The following is a 25,250-nucleotide window of genomic DNA, read 5'->3' on the forward strand; positions in this document are numbered from 1 at the left end:
GGTCTGGTCCACGGGGTCCTCGCTTCGGGTCGGGCCCCGGGCGGTCGACACAGACGCCCGTCGTCTTGCGGACGCGCGCCCCGGGGCACGTCCACGCTAGCGTGCATGACTGAACGCCGCCTAGAGGCCGAACGTCCGCTCCTCCCACGGTCCCGGCCGCGCCGGATCCCTGGTGCCCGATTCCCACGCCGCCCTACACTCAACCCCAGGATCCGGCGGGTCCGCCCGGTGCGGCGGCTCGCCTCCGCCGTCGAAGGAGACCCCGCATGACCGTGCCCACCCGCCCCGCCGATGTCGGCCGTCTGGCGCGCGCCGTGACCGCCGCGGGTCTGGGAGGCCTGGGCCTCCTGGTGGCGGCACCCGCCTCGCACGCCGTGACGGTGCCGCCGGGCGTGTACGTGGTGGACGAGGCCGGGGTGCTCTCGACCTCCGATGAGCAGCGGCTGACCCAGGAGATCCAGGACCTGCGCCGGGACACCGGGCAGGGGCTGTACGTCGTCTACGTGGATGAGTTCAGCACGGACGCCCAGACGCTGGCCCAGGACGTGGCGCGCCAGCGCGGGCTCGGGACGAACGACTCGGTCCTGGCGATCGCGGTCGAGGACCGCGCCTATGGGCTGGACAGCGGCGGGGACGCGGACCTGCAGGACCAGGTGACGCGCACCTACGTGGGCCCGGAGCTGTCCAAGATCGGCACGGACCCCGGCTCGGCGGAATGGCTCGCGGCGGGCACCGCCGCGGTGCAGGGGCTCGACGACGCCGCCGACGGCACGCTCGACGGCACGGGGGCCAGCGGGGCCGAGTACGATCCGGCCGGCGCCCTGCCGGCCGGCACCACGGGCGGCGGGAGCACGGCCCAGGGCGCCTCCGACGGCGGTGGGGCCCTGACGGCGGTCCTCGGCGCAGGTGCGGTGGCCGCGGCCGTGGGCGGCGGCGTGCTCGTGGCCCGCAGCCGGAGGCGCACGCAGGGTGGCGCCGTCGAACGGGGCCGCACCGAGGAGGCCCGCCGCGACCCCCTCGACGAGCTCAGCGTGGAGCAGCTGCGCACCCAGGCCGGCTCGAAGCTCGTGGCCGCGGACGACGCCATCCGCTCCTCGGAACAGGAGCTGGGCTTCGCCGAGGCGTCCTACGGGGAGAAGTCCGTGGCGACGTTCCGCCAGGACATCGACCAGGCCAAGGAGCACATGCGGGCCTCGTTCCAGCTCCAGCACCAGCTCGACGACGAGATCCCGGACACCGAGGCCGAGCAGCGCGCCTGGCTCAAGGAGATCATCCAGCGCAGCGAGGCCGTGGGTGCGTCCCTGGCGGCGCACAAGAAGGAGTTCGACTCCCTGCGCGACCTCGAGAACCAGGTGCCCGAGGCCCTCGAGCGTCTCGAAGCCCGCCTGCCCGAGGCCCGGTCCCGGGTGCAGGACTCCGAGTCGGCGATCACCGCGCTGCACGGCCAGTACGCGGAGTCCGCCCTCGCCGAGGTCGCGGACAACGCGACGCAGGCCCGGGAGCGGCTCGAGTTCGTGGAGACCGCCGTCGCGAAGGCGCGGAGCGCGTGGGACGCCCAGGACCGCTCCACGGCGGCGCTGGGCGTGCGTGCCGCCGAGGAGGCGCTCAGCCAGGTGGACACGCTCACGGAGGCGGTGGGCAAGGCCGAGGGGTCCCTGCGGGCCATGCTGGGCAACCTGCAGACGGGCCTCGCCCAGTCCGAGCAGGACGTCGCCGAGGCCGAGGCGCTCGTGGCCAACGGGTCGAACCCCGAGCTGGCCGGCCCGGTGGCGGGGATGAAGAACGCCGTGAACGCGGTGCGCCGAGCCCTCGCGGCCGGCCGCCCGGACCCCCTGGAGCTGCTGCACCAGCTCGAGGCCGCGCACCGCCAGCTCAACACCCCGCTGGCCGGCGTCCGCGACGCTCGGGAGCAGGCCCGCCAGGCCTCCCAGGTGCTCACCTCCACGATCGCCCAGGCCCAGGCGCAGATCGACGGCACGGCCGACTTCATCGGCGCCCGGCGCGGTGCGGTGGGCTCGGAGGCCCGGACCCGGCTCGCGGAGGCCGACCACACGCTGCGTTCGGCGATCAGCCTCGGCCGCACCGACCCCGTGGCCGCCCTCCAGCAGGCGCAGCGCGCCTCCCAGCTGGCCGAGCGCGCGAGCGAGCTGGCCCGCGCGGACGTCGAGGGCTTCGGCTACGGCCCCGGCATGGTGGGCGGCATGTACGGTGCACGCCCGCGCGCCGGAGTGGGCGGCAGCTTCGGCGGCGGCCTCGGCGGCGCACTGCTCGGCGGCATCCTGATGAACTCGATCCTGAACAGCGGCAGCTGGGGCGGCGGTGGCTTCGGCGGGTTCGACGGCGGCGGCCTCGGCGGCGGCGACTTCGGCGGGTTCGGCGACATCTCCGGCGGCGGCTTCTGACCGCCGCCTCCCCCCCCCATGAACTCCGGCGCCCCGGGCGCCGGCCCGGCCCGCACGCGCGGGACGGGGTGGACGCAGGCCGACGGTCTGCGCTGACGTGAAAGACCGACGAAAGGCAGACACCATGGTCAAGCAGTCCATCTTCGGCCGCATCAGCACGCTGGCGAAGGCCAACATCAACGCGATGCTGGACAAGGCCGAGGACCCCCAGAAGATGCTGGACCAGATGGTCCGCGACTACACGAACAACATCGCGGAGGCCGAGGCCGCCGTCGCCCAGACGATCGGCAACCTGCGAATGATCGAGGACGACTACCGCGAGGACCAGGACGCGTCCCGCAGCTGGGGCCAGAAGGCGCTGGCCGCCTCCCAGAAGGCCGACGACTTCCGCACCAAGGGCGACACCGCCTCGGCGGACAAGTTCGACAACCTCGCCAAGGTGGCCATCGAGCGCCAGATGGACTTCGAGCGCCAGGCGAAGTCCGCGGAGCCGACCATCGCCTCGCAGCGCGAGATCGTGGAGCGCCTGAAGACCGGTCTGGACCAGATGAAGGTCAAGCGTCAGCAGCTGGTCGCCAAGCGCGACGAGCTGACCGCCCGCGCCAAGTCCGCCCACGCCCAGTCCGCGGTGGCCGACGCCGTGAAGTCGATCGACCTGCTGGACCCGACCTCCGAGGTCTCCCGCTTCGAAGAGAAGGTCCGTCGCGAGGAGGCCCGCGTGCGCGGCCAGCAGGAGATCGCCGCCTCCTCCCTCGACGCCCAGTTCGAGTCCCTCGAGGATCTCGGCGAGAAGACCGAGGTGGAGGCCCGCCTCGCCGCCCTCAAGGCCGGCGGCGCCGGCCAGGCCGCCCTCACCTCGGGCGACGTCGACGCCGACGAGACCCTGACCCTCGACTACGCCGCCGAGGGGACCGCCGAGGAGACCGGCACCGCGCGCGGCTGACCCCGCCCCGCCCCACGGCCCGTCGCCCGGCCCACGCCGGCGCGGCGGGCCGTCCTCGTGCGCCCCGGCCGGTGCCCCTCCCGGACGCGCCCCGGCCCCCGCACTCCTTTGGTACTGTCCCGGGGTCCCTCGGCACGCTCCGTGGGGCTCCCCCGTCCCCGCACAGAGGAAGAACCCCATGCAAGAGCAGTTCACGGCCTGGTCCGTGCTGGTCGACGCCGGCCTCATCGGCGCGCTCCTGGCCGTGGGCACGCTGGCCCGTGCCGTCATCACGCCCCTCCAGACCCTGATGATCCCGGCCTCCGTCATCGCCGGCATCCTGGGCCTGGCCCTCGGCCCGAACGGCCTGGGCTGGCTGCCGTTCAGCTCCCAGCTGGGCACATACGGCTCGATCCTGATCGTCATCGTGTTCGTGTGCATCGCGCTCACCGACGACTTCGACGTCCGCAAGATCGGCCGCCCCGTAGGCGCGTTCGCGTCCTACGGCGTGCTGATCTACTCCTCCCAGGTGGCCATCGGCGCCCTCGTCACGCTGGTCCTCCTGCAGCCGCTGTTCGACGCGCCCGACTCGTTCGCCGCCCTGCTGTTCGCCGGCTGGGCGGGAGGCTTCGGCTCCGCGGCCGCCGTGGGCCAGGCGTACGCGGCCAACGGCGATGCGACCGTCACCTCGCTGGCCTACACCTCGGCCACCGTCGGCATGATCGTCGGCGTGGTGGGTGGCATCATCCAGGCCAAGATCGGCGCGCAGCGCGGCCACGCGCGGGAGTTCGCGGGCCTGACCTCCATCCCGGAGGAGCTGCGCACCGGGGTGCTGAACCAGGTGGAGGAACGCCCGGTCATCGGCCGGCACACCTTCTCGGCGGCCTCGGTGGAGTCGCTGGCCTTCCAGGTCGGCGTGGTCGCGATGATCGCGGCGGCCGCGCACGGCGTGGTCTCCTGGATCACGGCCGTGTGGCCGAGCGTCGTGGGTGAGGACGGTCCCCAGCTGATCATCCCCGCGTTCGCGATCGCGTTCCTCCTCGGCCTGATCGCCCGCGTCCTGTTCCAGGCCACGAAGACGGCGAAGTTCCTCGACCCGGGCTCGCTGAACTCGGTGTCCGGCACCGCCACGGACATCCTCATCGTCTGTGGCATCGCCGCGATCGCCCCGACCGTGGTCGTGGACTACTGGCAGCCGCTGCTGCTCCTGTTCGTGATCGGCCTCGCGCTGGCCCTGTTCCTGGGGATCGTCGTGGCGCCGCGTGTCATGACCGACGCGTGGTTCGAGAAGCAGCTGTTCACGTGGGGCTGGGCCACCGGCGCCGTCGCCACAGGCGTGGCCATGCTGCGCATCGTGGACCCGAAGCTGAAGTCCGGGACCATGGAGCAGTTCGGCGTGGCCTACATCCCGGTGGTGCCCGTGGAGATCGCGGCCGTGTCCTTCGTGCCGCTGCTGCTCATCGCGGGCCTGTCCTGGGCCGTGGTCGGCATCTGGGGCGCCATCGCGATCATCGCGATCATCGCTGCCGTCTGGCTGCGCCGCACCGATCCGGGCCGCCGCACGCCGGCCCAGCAGGCGGTCCGGGCCTCGAGCCGCTGACACTCCCGCTCCCCCGCGTTGATCGCCCGAGGGCGGTCGGCTCGCCCGCCGGCACCGTGCCGGCGGGCCGGGGCGACCGGTCCCGGACATGCGAGAAGGCCCCCAGCAGATGCTGGGGGCCTTCTCCTTCTCGTTGCGGGGGCAGGATTTGAACCTGCGACCTCCGGGTTATGAGCCCGGCGAGCTACCGAACTGCTCCACCCCGCGGCGACTTCTAGAACTATACACACCTGTTCCGTCGAGTTCAAATCGGCGTCAGCACCCCGCCATCCGGCGGCCATGCGGCGGCCACCTGCCCCGAGACGACAGCGGCCCCGACCACGCGCGGTGCGTGGCCGGGGCCGCCGTCGACGGTCCGGCGGGCCCGGCCCGCCGGCGCCGGCTCAGCCGCTCGGCGTCGGGCTGGGGCTCGACGACGGCGCGGGGCTCGCCTCGGCCGGGGCCTGGTCCTGGGCGGGCGCGTCGCCGCCCAGGGCGTCGTCGGCGGCGGTGGCACGCTTCAGGGCCTCGTTGAGACGCTTCTGCTGCTCGCCGTAGCCGGCCCAGTCGCCCTCGGCCAGACGCTCCTGGCCCTGGGTCAGGGCGTCCTGCGCCTCCTCGAGGGCCGCCGAGAGCTCCTCCTCGACCGTGCCCGGAGCCGACGGCTCCTCGCCCGGTGCGGGCGCCTCCGCCTGGTTCTCCTCCGGGGTGACCGCGCCCGAGTCGCCGTCGAACACCTGGTCCAGGGCCTCCTGGAGGGTGTCCGCGAAGCCGACCTTGTCGCCGAACGAGACGAGCACCTTGCGCAGCGTCGGGTAGGTGGTGCCGCCCGAGGAGCGGACGTACACCGGCTGGACGTAGAGGATGCCGCCGGCCACCGGCAGGGTGATCATGTTGCCGTTGAGCACCTCGGACGCGCCCTGGCGCAGCAGGTTCAGCTCCCGCGAGACGTCCGCGTTCGAGTCGAAGTTCGCCTGCGCCTGGCCAGGGCCGGGCACCGTGGTGGACCGCGGCAGCTCGAGCAGTCGGAGCTTCCCGTAGCCCTCGGCCTTCACGCCGTCCTCCCCCGAGCCGGCGTCGCCGGTGGCGGAGAGGAAGCCGTAGAGCACGTTGCGCTGCTGGGCACCGTCCGTGATCTGCGGGATGTAGCTGCTGGTGAGGGAGAACGCCGGCTCGTCCTGGCCGGGCATCTGCAGCGTCATGTAGTACGGCGGCTGCTTGACGTCCTCCTCGCGCGTGGGGTCCGAGGGCACGGACCACGCGTCGTTGTTCTCGTAGAAGTCGTCCGCATCGGTCACGTGGTAGCGGCCGAGCAGCTCGCGCTGGACCTTGAACATGTCCTCCGGGTAGCGGACGTGGTCCATGAGTCCGGCGCTCATCTCCGAGTACGGGCGCAGCGAGGACGGGTACACGTTCTGCCAGACCCGCAGCAGCGGATCCTGGTCGTCCCACGCGTAGAGGGACACCGAGCCGTCGTACGCGTCCACCGTCGCCTTCACCGAGTTGCGGATGTAGTTCACCCGGCCCTGCATCGCCGGGTTCTGGCCCTGGCTCAGGGAGTCCACCGTGACCTCGCCCAGCTGCTGGGCGGTGGAGTACGGGAACTGGTCCGAGGTCGTGTAGGCGTCCACGATCCACTGCACGCGGCCATCGACGATCGCCGGGTAGGGGGCGGTGTCCACCGTCAGGTAGGGCGCGACCTTGCGGACGCGCTCGGCCGGGTCGCGGTCGTAGAGGATCTGCGAGGCCTCGTTCACGTCCGAGGACAGCACCAGCTCGGGCGAGCCGAACTTCACCGCGTATGCGAGCCGGTTGAACAGGTTGCCCACCGAGGGGCCGCCGTCGCCGGAGAAGGTGTACGCCGTGTCCTCCTGGGAGTCGGCCGTCTGCGGCCGGTCGCGTTCGACGGCCGGCGCGCCCTCGGGCGCACCCACCACCGAGTACGAGGGCGAGTTGTGCCCGAAGTAGATGCGCGGCTCGTAGTCCTGGTCGGAGGCCAGCGGCCCGCGCGTCGGGATCTCGGAGAGCAGCCACTGGGGCCGGCCGCCGGCCGCGACCTCGGAGGCGTCGGCCACGACCATGCCGTAGCCGTGCGTGTAGATGGTGTGGCGGTTCACCCACGACTGCGAGTCGTCCACGTTGACGTCACGGGCCGCCAGGATGGTGTCCCGCGTCTGGCCGTCCACCTCGTAGCGGTCCACGTGCAGCGTGGTGGGGAACGAGTAGTACGGACGGAACTGCTGGAGCTGCCCGAAGGTCTGGGAGATCAGGTTCGGGTCCATGAGACGGACGTTGGCCGTGTTGGCCTCCTCGCCCGCCAGGGCCCCGGCCTCGGTGTCCGTGGCCCCCTCGTAGTTCGTCACCTCGACGTCGTCCAGGCCGTACGCCTCGCGCGTCATGGCGATGTTCCGCTCGATGTACTCGGACTCGAGCGTGCGCTCGGACGGCTTCACCTGGTACTCCTGCACGATGAAGGGGTACGCCGTGCCCACCACGAGCGCCGTGATGACCAGGACCGCGGTGCCGATCAGCGACAACCGCCACCGGCCCGAGACCACCGTCCACACGAACAGGCCGGCCACGATCACGGCCGTGACCGCCAGGATCGCCGACGTCGGGATGACCGCGTTCACGTCCGTGTAGAGCGCGCCGGCCCAGTTGCCGGTCTGCGACTGCGTGGTGCGGTAGCGGTTGAGCCAGAAGTTGACGCCCTGCAGCAGCAGGAACACGGCCAGGGTGATGCCGATGTGGGCGCGCGCCGCCGGGGTGATCCGCACACCGCCGCCCTCCTCCACGCGCACCGCGCCGTACAGGTAGTGCACCAGAAGACCGGTGATGCCGGAGACCAGGACCACCGAGATCAGGTACCCGACCACGAGCGTCAGGAACGGCAGGGTGGCCATGAAGAACATGAGGTCCAGGCCGAACTCCGGGTCCGCCTGGCCGTAGGGCACCTGGTTCAGGAACAGCAGGACCGTGTTCCAGCCGTTCATCGCGGTGGAGCCGGCGAACACGCCGAGCACGAGCGGGACACCCAGGAACACCAGGCGCCGGATGGGCTCCAGCTGGCGCTGGGCCTGGCTGAGCGAGTCCCGCGCGGCCGCGGACGCGTCCGCGGGGCGGTGGCGCCAGGCCGTGCGGATCGCCAGCCACACGGCGAGGGCCATCCCGAGCCCGGCGATCAGGAACAGCGCGGCCTTGGCGACGACCTCGGTCCAGAAGACCTCGGTGAAGCCCAGCTGCGAGAACCACAGCACGTCCGTGTAGACGTTCGTGAACACCACGAACAGCCCCACGAGCACGGCCACCGCGATGATGGTCAGCACGAGCGCGCTCGGCCGGCCCGGCCGGCCCCTGCCGCGCGCGGCGGAGGACCCGCCCCCGCCGAACGGGCCACCAGGACCGCGGTCGCCGTCGTCGCCCGGGCCGCGCGGGGCGCCGCCGAAGGGGCCGAACGCCCCGAACGGGCCGGACTGGCCCCCGGCGGTCCCGCCGCCGTCACGGGGCGGGCCGCCGAACGGTCCGCCGCCTCCCTGTCCGAAGCTCACTGCTCTGTCCTCTTCCCTCCCGCGTCCGCGGGGCTTTGCTCCGGTCCGGGGCGCTGCGCCCCGGACATGTCGTCCGGTCTGGTGGTCTGGTGGTCCTGGTGTGCGTCGGCTCAGCCGCACGTCCGGGCGGCGGCCGGGCTCTCCCCCCGGGCCACCGCCTCGACGATGTCGCGGGCCTGGCCCAGCGTGTCCACGGGGTACACCGTCAGACCCTCGGGCACACGGCCGGCCAGCTCCTCGCAGTTCGCCGTGGGGGCGAGGAACGTCGTGGCCCCCGCCTCGGCGGCGCCGCGCACCTTCTGCGGGATCCCGCCGATGGGACCCACGACGCCGTCCCCCGAGATCGTGCCCGTTCCCGCGATCGGGGCGCCCCCCGTCATCGCGCCCGGGGTCAGCCGCTCGATCACGGTGAGCGCGAACATCAGACCCGCCGAGGGCCCGCCGATGTCCGGCACGGTCAGCTCGACGTCCACCGGGACGTCGTAGGCGGTCTCGATCAGGGCCCCCATCTGCCACGGCTGGGGCGCGCCCTCGGGGGCGGCCGCCACCGGCACCTCGAGGTCCTGCTCCACGCCGTCGCGGCGGACCGTCAGCGTGACCGGGTCGGGCCCCGCGGCCCCGACGGCGGCGCGCACGGCCTCCAGGTCGGCCACGGGCCGTCCCTCGGCGGCGATCACCTCGTCCCCGGCCCGCAGGACACCCTCGGCGGGCCCGCCGGACACGAGCTGCTGCACGACGAGCCGCTGGGGCACCTCCCGGCCGAGCTCGTGCAGGGCCGCGGCGGTCGCGGTCTGCTGGGAGTCCGACATGGCCGCCGAATTGGCCTCGCCGACCTCGTCGGAGGTGACGCCGGTGGGGTACATCAGCTCGCGCGGGACCACGTCCACGGCGGGGTCCGTCAGGCCGCGGCCGAGATCGAGCAGGGAGGTGGTGCCGATGGGCGGGCCCCCGACCATCACGGTGGTCATGGCCAGGGTCCCCTCACCCGGGTCCGCCTCGCCGCCCTCGACGCGCAGCACCGGTCGACCCTCGCGTTCGCCCAGCAGGTCCACGGCGGGGCCGGGGCCCTCGAGGATGTAGGGGGTGGGGGCCAGCAGTGCCAGCCCGGCGCTGCCCAGGGCGAGCCATCCGGAGAAGGGCACGCGGGCGGCGCGGGTGGTCCTCGAGGGCACTGCGCGCACGCGACACCGTCTTTCCTGGGGGTCCTGATCGGGCCGTCCTCGCCGCCGGGCACGGGCCGCGCGGCGACGGTCACACCAGTCTACGCGGGGCCGCGACCCCCGCCTGCCCCGCGCGACGCCGTGCGCCATGGGCGAACCGCGCCGCCGCGACGTCGGGAGGGCGGGCGCGCCGCGCCGACGCGGATACGCTGGAGACATGAGCAACGACGCGCGCACGCCCGGATCCGACGACGGCCGCGACCCCCTGGAGGAGATGCTGCGGCAGCTCTTCGGCGGCCAGGGCCCCGACCCGGACGAAGTCCGACGCGCCATGGAGGGCCTGGGCGGCCCCGGCGGGGTGCCCTTCGACCCGTCCCAGCTGAATCCGGCCATGATGCAGCAGGCCATGGCCCAGTTCCAGGCGATGATGAGCTCCGGCTCCGGCTCGGACGGCCCCGTGAACTGGGCTCTGGCGAAGCAGGCCGCCCGCCAGGCCGTGGCCGGCGAGGACCCGGCCGTCGGCTCGTTCGCGCGACGCGAGGTGGACGAGGCGCTGCGGCTGGCCGAGCTGTGGCTCGACGGCGTCACGCAGACCGAGCCCGTCGGCAGCGTCGGCGTGGCCTGGTCCCGTGCCGAGTGGGTCGAGGCGACCATGGACCAGTGGCGCCGGCTCACCGAGCCCGTGGCCGTCTCGATGTCCCGCGCGATGTCCGCGGCCATCGAGCAGCAGCTGCCGGGCCAGCTCCCCGAGGGCATGGACGCCTCCCTGCTCGGCGGGCTGCAGCCCATGCTGAAGAACATGGGCGGCACGATGTTCGGCCTGCAGCTCGGCGGCGCCGTGGGCGCCCTGGGCAAGGAGGTGCTCTCGGGCACGGACATCGGCCTGCCCGTCGCCGGCCACCGTCTCGCCCTCGTCCCCGTGAACATCGAGGAGTTCGGCGACGGGCTCTCGGTGCCGGACGACCAGATCCGCATCTACCTGGCCCTGCGCGAGGCCGCACGCATGCGCCTGTTCCTGCACTCGCCGTGGCTCGAGCGGGACCTGTACGCCGCCGTCGAGCAGTACGCCGCGGGCATCCGCCTGGACACCGAGGGCATCGAGCGGGCCGCGCAGTCGGTGGACCCGATGGACCCCGGCTCCCTGCAGGCCGTGTTCGACGGGGCGTCCTTCATCGCCGCCCCGGACGCCACCCAGCAGGCCGCGCTGGACCAGCTGGAGCTGCTCGTCGCCCTCGTGGAGGGCTGGGTGGACGTGGTGGTCGCCGAGGCCGCGCGCCCCCTCGAGTCGGCGGCCGCCCTGCGCGAGACCATGAACCGCCGCCGCGCCTCGGGTGGCCCGGCCGAACAGGCCTTCGCCGCCCTCGTGGGCCTCGAGCTGCGCCCGCGCCGCCTGCGCGAGGCCGCCGCGTTCTGGGAGCACGTCACGGCCGAGCACGGCACGGAGTACCGCGAGGAGATCTGGCGCCATCCCGAGCGTCAGCCCACGGCGGAGGACCTCGAGGACCCCGCCGGGTACGCCGGGCGCCGCTCCGCCGCGGACGCCAGCGCCGAGTCCCTCGACGACGAGCTGCGCAAGCTCCTCGAGGGCGGCTTCGGCGACGCGCCGCGCGAGGGCTGAGCCCCTCCCGGCACGACGGCGGCGGGCGGTCCGGCACCTCGGGTGCGGGCCGCCCGCCGTCGTGTCAGCCCGCGTCCTCGTCCTCCGCCCACCGGTCCGGCGCCGTGCGACCGCGGCCCTCGGCGAAGGTGACCCCCTCGAGGAAGGCCATCGCCTCGGCGTAGCGCGGGTACCGGTCCACGAGGCGTCGGAAGGCCGGGCCGTGTCCGGACTCCAGCAGATGGGCCAGCTCGTGGACGAGCACCGCCGCCACCACCCAGTCCGGCATGCCGCGCAGCTGCGTCGAGAGCCGGATGGTGCCGCGGGCCGGCGTGCACGAGCCCCAGCGGCGGCGCTGCCGGGCCGACCACGTGACCGAGACCGGACGGGCCCGCCCACCCAGGTGCGCCGCCGAGAGCCGTCCCGCCCAGGCCAGGAGCGCGTCGTCGGAGCGAGCGTCGGCGGGGCGGCCGTCCAGGTCGGCCGCGGGCTGCCCCGTCCCGCCGCGTGCGCCCACCTTCGCGACCATCCGGCCGATCCACTCGCGCTCCTGCGCAGCCGAGAGCCGGGCCGGGACGTTGACCTGCAGGCGGCCGTCGCGCCACGCCGCCGAGACGGTGCGGGTGCGGGCCGTGGAGCGCACGAGCCGCACGGGCGTGCCCTCCCAGTCCAGATCGATGCTCTCGCGGGCGGGACCGCGGTGGGCGGCCGGGACGGCACGCGGAGGGCGGCCGGGGGGGGCGGGACAGGGCGCATCCGGCCATTGTCCGGCATGGGCCGCAGGCTGTGGACAATCCGGCGCGGTCCGGGAGTGCCCTGGCAGGGTGGGAGGCACCGAGCCGAGAGGAGAGCCGTGCGCACCGTCGCCGAGACCGTCACCACCGTCCCTCATGATGCCGCCGCGTCAGCGCTGGAGCCGGGGGCGTGGGCCCCGCCGACGGACGTCCATGTGGCGGGCCTCGACGCGGTGGGCGCGGCGATCGCCCACGCGCTGGCGGGGGCCGGGGCGCTGCGCCTGGCCCTGTGGGATCCGCGGCCCGTCGACGCCGCGGACCTGGGGACCGGCCTGCTGCCCGGGGACCTCGGTCGGCCCCGGGCGGGTGCGCTCGAGCGCCGGCTGGGCGATGTGGCCCCCGGGCTGCGCGTCTTCGCGCACCACGGCCCGGTGCCGGTGCTCGTGGGGCAGGCGACGGTGGCGGTGGGGTCCGTGCTCGACGCGGACCTGGCCGCGCAGGCCCTGGCCGCCGACCACCCGCTGCTGCCGGTCACGGTGGGGCCGAGAGCGGTCACGGTCGGACCGTGGTGCGCCCCCGGGGTGCGCGGGTGCCCGCTGTGCCGATGGCCCGCGGACCCGGCGGGCGTCCCCGGTGTCCCGACGGCGCCCGGCCCGTCGGCGCACCGGGGACAGGTGGACGGGCTCGCGGCGCTGCGGGCCGCCGTGCTGACCGTGGACGCGCTGCGGACCGGACCGGCCCCCGGCGTGCTGCGGGCCGATCGGGTGACGGGACGCACGCGCCGGGTGAAGGTCCGCCCCCGGCCCGGCTGCGCCTGCGACCCGGATGCGCTCGGCTGGGCGTTCTGACGGGGGCGGCGCCGCCGGCGGAACGGGGTGCGGGCCCGCGGCTCAGGCCGTCGGGGTGCCGTGCAGCAGCTCGAGCAGCTCCGGTCCGTGCTTCTCCAGCTTGGTCTTGCCGAGGCCGGGCACCTTCAGGAGCTCTGCCGGGGTCCTCGGCATGGCCTCGGCGATGGCCACGAGGGTGGCGTCCGTGAACACCACGAACGCGGGCATCCGCATCTCGGCGGCCGTGCGGGTGCGCCAGTCGCGCAGCTCCTCGAGCACGGCCTCGTCGTAGGTGGCGGGGCAGTCCAGGCAGCTGCCGACCTTGCGCTCGGCTCCCGTCTCGAGGGGCTTGCCGCACGTGCGGCACACGGCGACCTTCGCACCCCGACGCCGCGGCGCCGTCGGGCCGGCCGCGGATCCGCGGGCCGGGGCGTGTTCGCGGGTGCCGCCGAGGGTCGGGTCGATGGCCCACAGGAACCGGGAGGGCCGCCGGGTGGAGCGCCCGCCCGTGCCCCGCGAGAGCGTCCACGTCAGCGACAGGTGCTGGCGGGCACGCGTGATCCCCACGTAGAGCAGGCGCCGTTCCTCGTCCACCTCGGCCTGGGTCTCCGCGAAGGAGATCGGCATGAGCCCCTCGGACAGGCCCACGAGGAACACCGCGTCCCACTCGAGGCCCTTGGCGGAGTGCAGCGAGGCCAGGGTGATGCCCTGCACCGTCGGCGCGTGCTGGTGCTGAGCCCGCTCGTCGAGCTCGGCCACGAGCTCGGTCAGCGTGAACTCGGCCCCGCGCGTCGTGGCGAGCTGGCCGGCGAGGTTGACGAGGGCGTGCAGGGACTCCCACCGTTCACGGGCCGCGCCGGAGGCCGAAGGCGGTTCGGCGGAGTAGCCGAGCGAGGAGAGCACGTCCCGCACCCGGTCCGTGACGTCGTCGCCCGTCAGGTCCTGGGCCGCGCGGGCGGCGGCCCGCAGCTGCAGGATGCCGTCGCGCACCTCGCGCCGGGAGAAGAACCGCTCGCCGCCGCGCAGCTGGTAGCCGATGCCCGCTGAGGACAGCGCCGTCTCGAAGGCCTGGGACTGGCCGTTGGTGCGGAACAGGACGGCGATCTCGGAGGCAGGCACGCCATCGTCGATCAGCGCCGCGATCCGGTCGGCGACCCAGCCGGCCTCGGCCTCGTCGTCGGTGCACTCCGCGAACACGAGGTCGGGGCCGGCCGGCCGCTGGGAGACGAGCTCGAGGGGGTCGGGCCAGCGCGGCATCGTGCGGTCCCGCTCCCCCGCCTTGGTGCGGTCCGCCAGCAGGCGGTTGGCCGCCTCCACGATCTGCGGGCTGGACCGGTAGTCGCGCACGAGCCGGACCACCGTGGCCGCGGGGTACCGCTCACGGAAGTCGGTGAGGAAGCGGGAGGTCGCGCCCGTGAACGAGTAGATCGTCTGGGAGGCGTCGCCGACGACGCACAGGTCGCCGCGGTCGCCGAGCCAGAGGTCGAGCAGGCGGTGCTGCAGCGGCGAGACGTCCTGGTACTCGTCCACCACGAACACCCGGTACTGGTCCCGGATCGTGGCCGCGATCTGCGGCTCGGTGGACAGGATCCCCACGAGGATCAGCAGCACGTCCTCGAAGTCGATCATGTTCCGGGCCGTCTTGGCCTCCTCGTAGCCCGTGTAGAGACGGGCGACGGTGGTGGCGGTCCAGCCGGCGGGCATCTCCCGCTCCTTGGCGGCCTCCGCGTAGCCCTCGGGGGCGTGCAGGGAGACCTTGGCCCACTCGATCTCGCCGGCGAGGTCGCGCAGTCCGGCCCGGTCCACGGTCATCCGCATGCGCTGGGCGACCTCGGTGAGCAGGCGCACCTTGTTCTCGATCAGCGAGGGCATGGGGCCGCCCACGGCCTGGGGCCAGAAGTACTGCAGCTGGCGCAGGGCAGCGGAGTGGAAGGTGCGGGCCTGGACGCCGGCCACGCCGAGGTCGCGCAGGCGGGTGCGCATCTCCGCGGCGGCGCGCGCCGTGAAGGTCAGGGCGAGGGTGCGGTGCGGGTCGAAGACGCCGGAGGCGACGCCGTAGGCGATGCGGTGCGTGATGGCGCGGGTCTTGCCGGTGCCGGCGCCGGCCAGGATGCAGACAGGCCCGTGCAGGGCCGTGGCGGCCCGGCGCTGCTCCGGGTCGAGGCCGCGGAGGATCTCGTCGGGAGTGCTCATGCGGGACGAGTCCTCCTTAGGTGATCAGGGTCTGCGCATCGGGCAGCGTCCCACCGTACCAATCCTCGATGAGCGCCCGCGCGATGGACACGGCCCCGGGCAGGGTGACGTCGCCCTCGCGGGCCAGATGCGCGAGCTCCTCCCGCTCGAACCAGCGCACGGAGAGGATCTCCTCGCCGTCCGGAACCGGCTCGGCGCCGGCCGGGGCCAGGGCGGTGAACCCGAGCATGAGCGAGCGCGGGAACGGCCACGGCTGGGAGCCGCGGTAGCGCGGCTGCGTCACCGTGATCCCGGACTCCTCCGCGATCTCCCGGACCACCGCGTGCTCCAGGGACTCCCCCGGCTCCACGAACCCGGCCAGGCAGGAGTACAGCCCCTCGGGCCACGCCGCGTTGCGGCCCAGCAGGATCCGCCCGGCCGGGTCGATGACGGCCACGATCACCGCCGGGTCCGTGCGCGGGAACTGATCCCGGGAGCAGTCGCGGCAACGACGCACCCAGCCGGCCGCCTCGACGTCCGTGACGCCGCCGCAGAACGCGCAGAAGCGGTGGGTGGCGTGCCAGTTGGCGTTCGCGACGGCGGCCACGAACAGCCCGGTGTCCGCGTCGCTGAGGGCGGCGGCCGCGTCGCGGAGGCCGACCCACACGGCGTCCGCGAGCGCGGTGGCCGCGTCCTCGGGCAGGGCCGCCGGCGGCTCGACGGCGACGGAGACCACCTCGCGCTCCCGCCCGTGCGGGCCCCGGTCCGCCGCGGTGCCGCGGCCCAGATACGCGGCCTCGGCCGGCACGGGGCCGGAGGGCGCGGTGAAGACGAGCCGGCCGTCCGCGACCGGCGCGCGGCCGCCCTGCAGCCACAGGACCTCCGTCCCCTCGCGCGCCCAGACGGCCGCCAGGTGGCCCGGGTCGAGGCGGGCCACGGCACCGCGGTCCAGCTCCTCGCGGGCCAGCGGCAGGGCCAGGGGTGGTGCGGCGGTGGGGTCGGACGACGACGGGGGGCAGGAAGCCATGCGTCCAGGCTAGCGACCCGTCTCCGGTGCGCCCGGCGACGGGGGCGGGCGTTCCGCGCCTAGGCTGGAGGGGTGGATCGTCAGCCCCTTCGTCTCGCAGCCCTGGCCGCCGCGGCCGTCCCCGGCCTCGCCCCCGTCTCCGTGGAGGCGAGCCCGGACGACCCCGCGGACTTCTCGACCGCCGTCGTCGTGGACGGTGAGGGCCAGCGGTGGCGTGTCCGCTCGCCCCGCACCCCGGAGGCGGGCATCCGTCTGGAGACGGAGCTGCAGGTGCTGGCGGGCCTGACCCCGGCGGTGCGCGCCGGCCTGCCGTTCCGCACGCCCTCCGTGGCGGGCGCGGTGCGGCTCGAGGGGCTGCGCACCTTCGTCTACCAGGACATGCCCGGGCGTCCCGTCACCCTGGACGGGCTGGCCCGGCTCGGCGAGCCCGCGGTGCAGGACGTGGGCCGCGTGCTGGCCGCGATCCACACGCTGCCCTCGGACGTCGTGGACCACGCGGACCTGCCCTCCTACACGGCGGAGCAGATCCGGCAGCGTCACCTCCACGCCCTCGACCAGGCGGCCACCTCCGGCCGCGTGCCGCCCCTGCTGCTGCGCCGCTGGGAGGAGGCCATGGAGGAGGAGGCCCTGTGGCAGTTCACCCCGGTGCCGGTGCACGGTGACCTGCACGAGGACAACCTGCTCCTCGAGCGCGGCCGCGTGGTGGGCGTGACGGGCTGGACGGACCTGCACGTGGGCGACCCGGCCGACGACGTCGCCTGGCTGGCCGCCGCCACGGACCCGGACCTGGCCGACCGCGTCCTCGACGCCTACGCGGCCCGGCGGGCCGACGCGGGGGCCGCCGACGACGGCGACGCGCACCTGATGCGCCGTGCGGCGCTGCTCGCCGAGTTCGCCCTCGCCCAGTGGCTCACGCGGGGCCTGGACCGGCACGACGGGGCCATGGTCGCCGAGGCGGAGGCCATGCTGGCCGAACTCGCGAGCGACGTGCGCGCCGCGCAGGAGGCGGCCGCGCGCCAGTCGGAGGCCGACGCGGCCGCCGACGCCGCCGAGGACGCCCGGGATGCGGCGGAGGACGCCCGGGATGCGGCGGAGGACGCCCGTGAGGCCGCGGCCGCGAGAACCGCGGACCCGGAGACGGGGCCGGTGCCCGCCGTCGAGGTGGTGCGGCCGATCAACGACGGGCCAGGGCGTCCGTGATGTGACGCTCGAGCTCCTCCTCCCCCGGCAGGTCCGGGAAGGAGCGCTCCTGCCCGTGGGCCACGTAGACGAAGCTGGCCCCGATCCGTTCCAGCGGGATCCCGTGCAGCCGTGACCAGGCGAGCCGGTAGACGGCCAGCTGCAGCGACTTGAGCTCGAGGTCGCGGCCCCGCGGCACGGCGCCGGTCTTCCAGTCGACGAGCTCCCAGTCGGCCCCGGGGTCGAAGGGCAGGCGGGGGTCGCCGCCGGAGCGGTAGATCGCGTCGACCCGGCCGCGCAGCGTGATCCCGCCGACCGTCGTCTCGACCGGGGCCTCGACGAAGGCCGGGGTGCGCTCCGCCCAGCGCGAGGAGCGGAACCACTCCTGCATGGGGCCGAGGTCGAGGGCCTCGTCGACCCACAGGTCCGCGGCGTCCTCGGCCGAGTCGATGTCCAGCATGCCGGTGGCCCCGAAGCGCTCCTCGAGCCACGCGTGGAACGCCGTGCCGCGCCGCGCCGCGTGCGCGGGCGGCCGGGGCAGGGGCCGGCGCAGCTGCTCGGCCACGGCCTGCGGGTCGGCGGCGAGCTCGCCGTAGAGGGACACGGAGACGTGCTCGGGCAGGGCGGTCTCCCCGCCCGTCCCGGCGACGTCCCGACGGCGCAGCAGCACCCAGTCCACCTGGCGGGCCAGCTCCGGGTCGTCCCCGAGCGCCGCCGGGTCCGCGGCGTGCACGGCCGCGGCGGCCGCCTCCACCCCGTGCCGGCGGGCCCGGGAGCGGCGCGGCAGCGGCTGCCAGCGTTCCTCGTCCTCGGGGTCCTCCGGGTCGGCGACGAAGGCCTCCGGACCGTCGAGGGGGTCGAAGGGCCAGCGGGCGACCAGCGTCCGGCCTGCTGCGGGGTTGGCCTCGGGCAGGTCGTCCTCGGCCGGGGCGGGGCCGAGCGCGACGCCGGGCACCTCCCCCGCCAGGCCGGCCACCTCCTCGAGGAAGGCCGAGGCCGGCAGGGGCTCCTTGTTGACGCCCTTGAACAGGGAGGTGCTCAGCCACAGGGCGGATCGCGCGCGCGTGTACGCGACGTAGGCCAGGCGCCGCTCCTCGCGCTCGGCGTGGGCGGTCACGGCCACGGCATAGGGGTCCGGGTTGCCCTCCTGGGCCGCCTTGGAGCTATACTTGGTGCCGGCCGACTGGACCCAGTCCCGCTGGTCCTGGGCCCACGAGCCGTCCCACTGCGGCAGCGACGCGCGGTCCCCGCGCAGGGGCCACGGCAGCGCGCCGGCCCGGGGGCTGGTCCAGCGGTCCGCCCGCGTGGACGGGAACGTGCCCTCCTGCAGGCCGGGGACCGCGACGACGTCCCACTCGAGCCCCTTCGAGGCGTGCGCGGTGAGCACCTGGACCAGGCCGGGGGTGGGTTCGGCGTTCTCGACGCCGAGGCCGTCCTCATGCTCGAGGACGGACTCCGTCCAGGCCAGGAACGCCGTCAGGTCCGTCGCCGTGGTGCCGGCGCCGAAGTCGCGGGCCGCGTCCTGGAACGCGTTCAGATGCCGCCGGGCCGCGGCCGCGGAGACGCCGGGCCGCAGGGCCACCTCGACGTCCAGCCCCGTCTCACGGATCACCTCCGCGATGAGGTCGGCCGGGTCCTCCCCGGTGCGCGTGGAGAGCCGGCGCAGCTCGGCGTTGACGGCCCTCAGCCGGGCCAGGCCCTCGGGTGAGAAGCCGCGGCCGCGGGAGCCGACCCAGTCCGTCCCCTCCCCGGGCAGGGAGTCGAGGGCCTCCAGCAGGGCGGCGGCGTCGGCGTCCTCCTCGGGGCTCACGTCCCGGTCCGGGGCCGCGTCCGGGGTGGCCCCGGCGGGGTCCTCCCGCCCACCGGCGGCCCGCCGGGCCCGCAGCCGCGAGACGAACCGGGCGCGCTCCTGGAGCACCTCGAGGTCGGCCACGCCGATGCGCCAGCGCGGGCCGGTGAGCAGGCGGACGAGCTGGTCGCTGCGCGTGGGGTCGGCCAGCACGTGGAGGACGGCGAGCACCTCAGCGACCTCCGGCAGCGCCAGCAGCCCGGAGAGCCCGAGCACCTCGTAGGGCAGGCCGGCGGCGTCGAGCGCGTCCAGCACGGGGCCGAACTGGGCGCGGGTGCGGCACAGGACGGCGCGGCTCGGGGTGGTCCCCCCGGGCCCGGCCCCGGTGAGGGCACCGAGGCGGGCGACGACGTCGGCGGCCTCCTCCTCCGCGGTGACGAACCGGTCCACCCGGACGACGCCCTCCCCCGCGCCCGGCCGGGGCCGCAGGGTGCGCACCTCCACCGGCGCGCCGCCCGTCGCGGCGGCGTGGGCGTTCAGCGGTGCGGCGACGGCGTTGGCGACCGCCAGGATCGACTCCTCGTTGCGCCACGCGATCGTCAGGTGCGAGACGTCCGCGTTCACGCGCCGCGGGGCGCCGCCGGGGCCGGTCTCCAGCCGGGGGAAGGCGTGCGGGAAGGCGAAGAGCTGTCCGGCGGAGGCGCCGCGGAAGCCGTAGATCGACTGGTGGGGGTCGCCCACCGCGGTGACGCAGTGCCCCAGCCCGGGCGCGTCGTCCTCGGGGCCGCGCGGGCCGAACAGCCCGGCGAAGATCCGCATCTGGGCGTGGGAGGTGTCCTGGAACTCGTCCAGCAGCACCACGGGGAACCGTGCGCGCTCCTGCTCGCCGGCCGCCGGCACCTCGACGGCGATGCGCGCCGCGTGGCGCAGCAGGTCGCCGAAGTCCATGACGTCCTGCTCGCGCTTGACCTCGTCGTAGCGGGCCACGAGGTCCGCCATGAGGGCGCGGTCCGCCAGGCCGGTCAGGAACTCCTGGATCTCCTTCGAGGGGGTCTTGGCGCGCGGGGGCAGCGGCAGGGCGCTCCCCTGCTCGGCCAGCCGGGCGAGGAACCCGCGCACCTCGTCCGCGGTCACCAGGTGCTCGGCCATGTCCCCGGCCAGCCGTAGCGCCTGCGTGATGAGCCGGGACGGGGCCACGCCGAGGGCGTCCGCGACCACCGGATGCGAACGCACGACGGCGCCCATGAGCCGGTGGGCGTCCGCGTCCCCCAGCAGCCGCGCCTCCGGTTCCACGCCGATCCGCAGGCCGTGGTCCCGCACGAGCGCGCCCGCGTAGGAGTGGTACGTGGACACCGAGGCGCGGCCCAGGTCCTCGGGCTCCCCGTCGAAGCCGGGGATCTCGAGGCCGGAGCGCAGCAGGGCGTCCACGCGCCCGTTGATCCGCTCGGCGAGCTCACCGGCCGCCTTCCGGGTGAACGTGACGCCGAGGACCTCGTCCGGGCGCACGAGACCGTTGGCCACGAGCCAGACCACGCGGTCGGCCATGGTGGCGGTCTTGCCGGAGCCGGCGCCGGCCAGCACCAGGCGCGGAGTGAGCGGGGCGGTGACCACCTCGGCCTGCTCCTGCGTGGGCGGGGGCAGCCGCAGCCGCGCCGCGATGTCCTCCGGGGAGTGGACCGCGTCCTCGACGCGCGGACGATCGGTCGGGGCGGCGGGATCGCCGGTCAGCGGGGCCATTCGGTGACCTGCCTTCCTTCGGAGCAGAGCGGACAGACGGAGGGCAGCGCGCACCGACGGGCGCCGGCCTCGTGGAGGGCGAGGAAGCGCGGCCCCGTGGTGCGACGGGCCGCCGTGAACACCTGCTCGAGCGCCCAGGTGTCCCCGTCCTCGAGGGCCGGCTGGTCCTGCACCTTGGTCTTCAGGGTGCCCGCGCCGAGCTGGACGAGGGCCGCGCCGGCCGGCGTCGCGGGCCGTTCCAGGCCGGCGAGCGCGGCGCGCAGGGCGGGGTCCGTGGCGGGGTCGTCCCGGACCTGCTCCAGACCGCCGGCGCGGACGGCCACCTGATAGGCGGCCAGCTGTGGCTGGCGCGCCATCTCCGCACCGGTGGGCGCGCTGCGGCCGGTCTTGAGGTCGGCGATGAAGGGTCGGCCCTGCGCGTCCGCCTCGAGCCGGTCCACGACGCCGGTGATCCGGACGGTGGTCCCGCCCCAGGTCAGGTCCGCGAGGAGCCGCACCTCCTGAGCCACGGGCCGACGCCCGGCCGCCCGGGCGATGCTCCAGTAGCCGATGTAGGCGTCCACCAGGCCGCGGGCCCGGTCGTGCTCGATCTCCGTGATCCAGCCCTCCGGCAGGCCGAGTTCGGGCAGGCGGCGTTCCAGTTCGGCACGCACGTCCTCGGGCACGCCCTCGGGATGGTGTTCGGCCACCGAGTGCACGAGCGTGCCCACGGACTGGGCGAGGGTCCCGCCCGCGTTCGCGCCGACGTGGTACAGCACCCAGTCCAGCGGATTGCGCAGGGCCGTCTCCACGCGGGAGGGCGAGAGCGCGACGACCTCGTGCTCCGGGTCGACGAGCGCGGCCTCGGTGGACAGCGGCAGCAGGCCCCACCAGCGTCGGGGGTCCGCGACGGTCACGCCGTCCTCGGCGAGGACCGCCAGGCCGGCGGCCGCCGCGCCCCGGGGTGTCACCCCGTCGTCCGTGTCTGCCTCGTCCCCGGCCTCCAGGACGCGGCGCAGTCGGCCGACGAGCGCGGGCGCCGTGATCGGGTCGGGGACGGCGGTGAGCCTTCGGACGCCGGCGGCGTCGCGCGCCTCGGCGGGCAGCCGTTCGGGCGGGTCCACCAGGTCGAGGAAGTCGGAGGGGCCCTCATCCGGCGCGCGCACGGCCGTGGCGACCACCTGACGCCGTGCCCGGGAGACGGCGGCCGCGAGCATGCGCAGCTCGTCCTGGCGGACCTCGCGCAGCCGGGTGCGGTGGTCCGTGGGCCACGGGGCGTCCGCGGGCAGCGTCACGAGGTCCACGAGGTCGGTGGCGCCGAGCAGCTGGCCGCGCAGCCGGGTGTTCGGCCACACGCCCTCCTGCAGGCCCACGACGATCACCGTGTCCCACTCCTGGCCGGCCGCCGCGGCGGGGGTGCGCACGTGCACGGCGTCACCGGACTCGGCCCGGCGGGCCAGGGTGTCCACGGGCAGGTCCTGGGACTCCATGTAGACGGCGAACGACTCGGGCGACGCGCCCGGGAACTGGTCCACGAAGCGCTCGGCCACCTTGAACAGGGCGACGACGGCGTCGAGGTCCGCGTCCGCACGGCGGGACTCGCGGCGGTCGTTCGCGTGCTCGGCGGGCCGCAGCGCGAGCGAACGCCACCGCTCGGCCCGACCGGAGGCGGACCACAGCGCCCACAGCACGGTCTCGGGCGAGGCCGAGGGGGCGCGGGCGGCCTCCAGGCCGTCCCGGAGCATCCAGTGGACGCGGCGCAGGGCGCGGTGCCGCTCGTGCTCGGGGCCGGCCAGGCTCGGGTCCAGGAGGGCCGCGGCGAGCAGCGCGTCCGAGGTGCGCCGGCCGCCCCGGCCCCGCTCGGCGGCCAGCAGGTCCTGGCGCAGCCGCCGCACGTGCAGCGCGCTGGCCATCCCGTACCGGCCGGTGAGCAGTCCCACGACCTCGTCCGGATCGAGCACGTCCTCGACCCGGGCCTCCGGATCCTCCGCGAGCGCCCCCGCCGCGTCCAGCAGGGTGAGCAGGGGCGCGACGGCGGGCTCCTCCTTCAGCACGAGCCCGGCGGCGTCCCGCAGCACGGGGACGCCCTCGGCCTCCAGGTGACGGGCGAGCGCGGCCACACGGGAGCCCGAGCGGGCGACCACGAGGATCCGGTCCAGGGGCACCCCGTCCTCGTGGTGGACCCGCAGCACCCGTTCGAGGACGAGCTGGTCCTCGTGGGCGCGGGTGGGCACGACGTGCGCCCGGACGGCGCCGTCGCCGTCCGCCGGGACGGTCTCGGTGCGGGTCCGTTCGACGCCGGCGGTGCGCTGGCGGACCCGGCGGGCCACGCGCAGGTAGGCGTCCTGGACCTCGGCGCGCATGCGGTGCCCGCGCGTCAGCACCCGGACGCGTCCGTCCGGGGACGCGGGCGGGGCGGCCCCCGGCACGGGATCGGGGTCGAGGACCCCGGGGTACCGGGCGAGGAGGTCGGGCCGGGCGCCGCGGAAGCCCTCCACGGTGGTGTCCGGCGACGCGGTGAGCAGCACGTCCCGCCCGCGGCCGAGCACGCTGAGCAGGTCGTGCACGGCGGGGGTGGCCTCGTGGAGGTCCTCGACCACGAGCACGGCCAGGCGGTCCCGCTCCTCCGCCACGAACGCCTGCGCCGCGGCGTCGCGCTCCGGGTCCTCCGGATGCCGCTCGGTGAGCACGCGGACGGCGGCGGACAGCAGCCCGGCGGCGTCGAACGCCTCGGCCATGCCCAGGTCGATCCGGTCCCGGTAGTCCTGCAGCAGCACGGCCGCGGCCTCCCACTCGGGGCGCCCGTGGGCGGTGCCGAGCTCCTGCAGGCTGCCCGGCTCGAGGCCGAGCTCGCTCATGCGGTCCACGAGCTCGCGGACCTCACGGCGGAACCCCCTCGCCTCCACGGCGGGGGCGACGTCGGCCGGCCAGTCCGGCGCGGCGGCGAGGCCGGCGGCGTAGCCCTCGAGCAGCTCGGCGATGACCGTGTCCTGCTCGGCGCCGGTGAGCAGCCGGGGGGCGACCTCCAGATGCCTCAGCGGTCCCGTGACGCGGGCGCGGCGCAGCAGGTCGAACGCGTAGGAGGACCAGGTCCGCACGGGGGTGACGGCGCGGGTGCCCCGACCGGCGGCGGCGAGCCGGCGGGTCAGGGCGTCGCGCAGCCGCGCCGCCGCGTCCCGGCTCGGGGCCAGCAGCAGGAGGGACTCGGGGTCCAGCCCCGCCTCGATCCGGCGGGCCGCGTACTCGATCGCCACGGTGGTGCGCCCCGTGCCGGGGGCGCCCAGCACGAGCACGGCGCCGTGCCCGGGGGCGAGCGAGGCGATCGCCTCCTGCTCGTCCGTCAGCGTGATCCGGTCCTCGGGTGCGGCGGCCGTGCGCACCAGCCGGGCGGCCCGTTCCGGCGCCGCCGCGTCGTCGTCGACGGGGTCCACCCCGTGTTCCCTGGTCATGGCCTCATCCTCGCACCGGGCCCGGACACGATACGGTCGGCGATCGCACGGATCGCCCGCGCGGCGCCGTCGTCGGGCTCCCAGCGGGCCCGGTGCAGGTCCACGCGCCCGGCCGGGGTGCGGGGCGTGGCCTCCCGCTCGTGCTCGACGGCGGCCCGCGCGGCCAGCTCCAGGGGCAGCGAGCCGTCGGCCCGGACCACGCGCCACCACGGCGTGCCGGGGCTCGACTCGGCCATCGCCCGGCCGGCCTGCCGCGGACCGCCGACCCCCAGCAGGCCGGCCAGCCCCCCGTAGCTGACGGCGCGTCCGGGCGGGACCAGACGGGCGAGCGCCTCGAGCCCCTCGCCGAGGGTGAGCGGTCCGTCGTCGCGGTGGCGAGCGGCGGGGAGCACAGGGTGATCGGTCACGACCCCATCCTGTCGTGTCCGCCGCTCCGGGTAGCGTGAGGCGCGTGACTTGGCATGAGAGCATCCGCGCCGGCTTCGACCTCGAGACCACCGGACGTGATCCGCGCACCGCGCTGATCGTGACCGCCACCCTGGTGATGGTGGACGAGCACGGCCGCGCCGCGTCGTCGGCCGAGTGGCTCGTGGACCCGGGCGTGCCCATCCCCGCCGAGGCGGCCGAGGTCCACGGCGTCACCACGGAGCGGGCGCAGGCGGAGGGCATGCCCGCCGCGCAGGGCGTCGCGGAGATCACCGAGACCCTGCGGGACCTGTTCGCCGCGGGCATCCCCGTGGTGGCGTTCAACGGCGTGTACGACTTCACGGTGATGGACCGGGAGGCGCGCCGCCACGGGCTGACGCCGCTCGAGGCCCGCCCCGTGATCGACCCGTTCGTGCTGGACAAGCAGGTGGACCGGTTCCGCAAGGGCAAGCGCACGCTCTCCGCGGTGTCCGAGCACTACGGGGTGACCCTGGAGAACGCGCACACCTCCGCGGCGGACGCCCTCGCCGCCGTCCAGGTGGCCGACGCCCTGGCCGCCCAGTACGAGCAGCTGCGCATGGCGCCGGCGGACCTGCACGAGCGGCAGGTCCGCTGGAAGGCCGAGCAGGCGGAGAGCTTCGAGCAGTACCTGCGGCGCAAGGACCCGCAGGCCACCGTCTCGCGCCACTGGCCGGTCGAGGCCGAGCGCTGAGCGCCCGGCCC

At 75.4% G+C, this 25,250-nt stretch carries 15 protein-coding genes and 1 tRNA gene; 7 read left to right on the plus strand and 9 right to left on the minus strand.

Going from position 1 to position 25,250, the window contains the following annotated elements; translation table 11 throughout:
• Positions 1-266 precede the first annotated feature (266 nt).
• The 3 genes from J1M44_RS09715 to J1M44_RS09725 all read left to right on the plus strand — a co-directional run bounded on the left by J1M44_RS09715 (position 267) and on the right by J1M44_RS09725 (position 4,924).
• The gene (locus J1M44_RS09715) at positions 267-2,402 is read left to right on the plus strand and encodes a TPM domain-containing protein (protein ID WP_206480907.1); all 2,136 of its coding nucleotides are present in this window, start codon (positions 267-269) and stop codon (positions 2,400-2,402) included.
• Between the two features lie 124 nt (positions 2,403-2,526).
• On the plus strand, positions 2,527-3,345 hold the full coding sequence (locus J1M44_RS09720) for a PspA/IM30 family protein (RefSeq protein WP_002854906.1): 819 nt from the start codon (positions 2,527-2,529) through the stop codon (positions 3,343-3,345).
• A 178-nt stretch (positions 3,346-3,523) separates the two neighbouring features.
• Complete coding sequence (locus J1M44_RS09725; RefSeq protein WP_041105135.1) at positions 3,524-4,924, plus strand: sodium/glutamate symporter; 1,401 nt, start codon at positions 3,524-3,526, stop codon at positions 4,922-4,924.
• Positions 4,925-5,057: 133 nt separating this feature from the next.
• Here the strand turns inward: J1M44_RS09725 and J1M44_RS09730 are convergent.
• From J1M44_RS09730 to J1M44_RS09740, 3 genes are all read right to left on the minus strand, one after another.
• Positions 5,058-5,131 (minus strand) — tRNA-Met (locus tag J1M44_RS09730).
• Positions 5,132-5,307: 176 nt separating this feature from the next.
• Positions 5,308-8,451 (minus strand): UPF0182 family membrane protein, encoded by a 3,144-nt coding sequence (locus tag J1M44_RS09735; protein WP_192593447.1) that lies wholly within the window; start codon positions 8,449-8,451, stop codon positions 5,308-5,310.
• Between the two features lie 110 nt (positions 8,452-8,561).
• Positions 8,562-9,632, minus strand: a complete 1,071-nt coding sequence (locus tag J1M44_RS09740; protein ID WP_227717880.1) for a YlbL family protein — start codon at positions 9,630-9,632, stop codon at positions 8,562-8,564.
• 196 nt (positions 9,633-9,828) lie between these two features.
• On the opposite strand from J1M44_RS09740, the gene J1M44_RS09745 reads away from it, so the two are divergent.
• Entirely contained in the window at positions 9,829-11,229 is a 1,401-nt protein-coding gene (locus tag J1M44_RS09745; protein WP_044659760.1) for a zinc-dependent metalloprotease, read from the plus strand.
• Positions 11,230-11,293: 64 nt separating this feature from the next.
• On the opposite strand, the gene J1M44_RS09750 is transcribed toward J1M44_RS09745, so the two are convergent.
• Positions 11,294-11,860 carry a M48 metallopeptidase family protein gene (locus tag J1M44_RS09750; RefSeq protein WP_446724874.1) on the minus strand — a complete coding sequence of 189 codons (567 nt, stop codon included), beginning with the start codon at positions 11,858-11,860 and terminating at the stop codon, positions 11,294-11,296.
• A 201-nt stretch (positions 11,861-12,061) separates the two neighbouring features.
• On the opposite strand from J1M44_RS09750, the gene J1M44_RS09755 reads away from it, so the two are divergent.
• Complete coding sequence (locus J1M44_RS09755; protein WP_063189532.1) at positions 12,062-12,790, plus strand: ThiF family adenylyltransferase; 729 nt, start codon at positions 12,062-12,064, stop codon at positions 12,788-12,790.
• Positions 12,791-12,832: 42 nt separating this feature from the next.
• On the opposite strand, the gene J1M44_RS09760 is transcribed toward J1M44_RS09755, so the two are convergent.
• A complete protein-coding gene (locus J1M44_RS09760; protein WP_063189534.1) occupies positions 12,833-14,962 on the minus strand; it encodes an ATP-dependent DNA helicase UvrD2 in 2,130 nt (709 codons plus the stop codon).
• A 16-nt stretch (positions 14,963-14,978) separates the two neighbouring features.
• A complete protein-coding gene (gene nudC, locus J1M44_RS09765) occupies positions 14,979-15,968 on the minus strand; it encodes an NAD(+) diphosphatase (protein ID WP_063189536.1) in 990 nt (329 codons plus the stop codon).
• A gap of 72 nt (positions 15,969-16,040) precedes the next feature.
• On the opposite strand from nudC, the gene J1M44_RS09770 reads away from it, so the two are divergent.
• Positions 16,041-17,168 (plus strand): phosphotransferase, encoded by a 1,128-nt coding sequence (locus tag J1M44_RS09770; RefSeq protein WP_206480908.1) that lies wholly within the window; start codon positions 16,041-16,043, stop codon positions 17,166-17,168.
• On the opposite strand, the gene J1M44_RS09775 is transcribed toward J1M44_RS09770, so the two are convergent.
• The 3 genes from J1M44_RS09775 to J1M44_RS09785 are packed head-to-tail and all read right to left on the minus strand — an operon-like array spanning position 17,143 to position 24,508.
• A complete protein-coding gene (locus J1M44_RS09775) occupies positions 17,143-20,673 on the minus strand; it encodes an ATP-dependent helicase (RefSeq protein WP_206480909.1) in 3,531 nt (1,176 codons plus the stop codon). The two genes, J1M44_RS09770 and J1M44_RS09775, sit on opposite strands and share 26 nt — an antisense overlap.
• The gene (locus J1M44_RS09780; protein WP_206480910.1) at positions 20,661-24,101 is read right to left on the minus strand and encodes an ATP-dependent helicase; all 3,441 of its coding nucleotides are present in this window, start codon (positions 24,099-24,101) and stop codon (positions 20,661-20,663) included. The genes J1M44_RS09775 and J1M44_RS09780 overlap by 13 nt, the downstream gene beginning before the upstream one ends.
• Positions 24,098-24,508, minus strand: a complete 411-nt coding sequence (locus tag J1M44_RS09785) for an MGMT family protein (protein WP_002854936.1) — start codon at positions 24,506-24,508, stop codon at positions 24,098-24,100. The genes J1M44_RS09780 and J1M44_RS09785 overlap by 4 nt, the downstream gene beginning before the upstream one ends.
• A gap of 44 nt (positions 24,509-24,552) precedes the next feature.
• On the opposite strand from J1M44_RS09785, the gene J1M44_RS09790 reads away from it, so the two are divergent.
• Positions 24,553-25,239 carry a 3'-5' exonuclease gene (locus J1M44_RS09790; protein ID WP_002854938.1) on the plus strand — a complete coding sequence of 229 codons (687 nt, stop codon included), beginning with the start codon at positions 24,553-24,555 and terminating at the stop codon, positions 25,237-25,239.
• Positions 25,240-25,250: the final 11 nt, after the last annotated feature.

Origin of the sequence: Micrococcus sp. KRD128 (genome assembly GCF_017168395.1) — a bacterium.
In the GTDB taxonomy this organism is placed as follows: domain Bacteria; phylum Actinomycetota; class Actinomycetes; order Actinomycetales; family Micrococcaceae; genus Micrococcus; species Micrococcus luteus.

Coding starts and splice junctions, on each gene's coding strand:
- J1M44_RS09715 (WP_206480907.1), top strand. CDS start 267: ATGACCGTGCCCACCCGCCCCGCCGATGTCGGCCGTCTGGCGCGCGCC.
- J1M44_RS09720 (WP_002854906.1), top strand. CDS start 2,527: ATGGTCAAGCAGTCCATCTTCGGCCGCATCAGCACGCTGGCGAAGGCC.
- J1M44_RS09725 (WP_041105135.1), top strand. CDS start 3,524: ATGCAAGAGCAGTTCACGGCCTGGTCCGTGCTGGTCGACGCCGGCCTC.
- J1M44_RS09745 (WP_044659760.1), top strand. CDS start 9,829: ATGAGCAACGACGCGCGCACGCCCGGATCCGACGACGGCCGCGACCCC.
- J1M44_RS09760 (WP_063189534.1), bottom strand. CDS start 14,962: ATGAGCACTCCCGACGAGATCCTCCGCGGCCTCGACCCGGAGCAGCGC.
- nudC (WP_063189536.1), bottom strand. CDS start 15,968: ATGGCTTCCTGCCCCCCGTCGTCGTCCGACCCCACCGCCGCACCACCC.
- J1M44_RS09775 (WP_206480909.1), bottom strand. CDS start 20,673: ATGGCCCCGCTGACCGGCGATCCCGCCGCCCCGACCGATCGTCCGCGC.
- J1M44_RS09780 (WP_206480910.1), bottom strand. CDS start 24,101: ATGACCAGGGAACACGGGGTGGACCCCGTCGACGACGACGCGGCGGCG.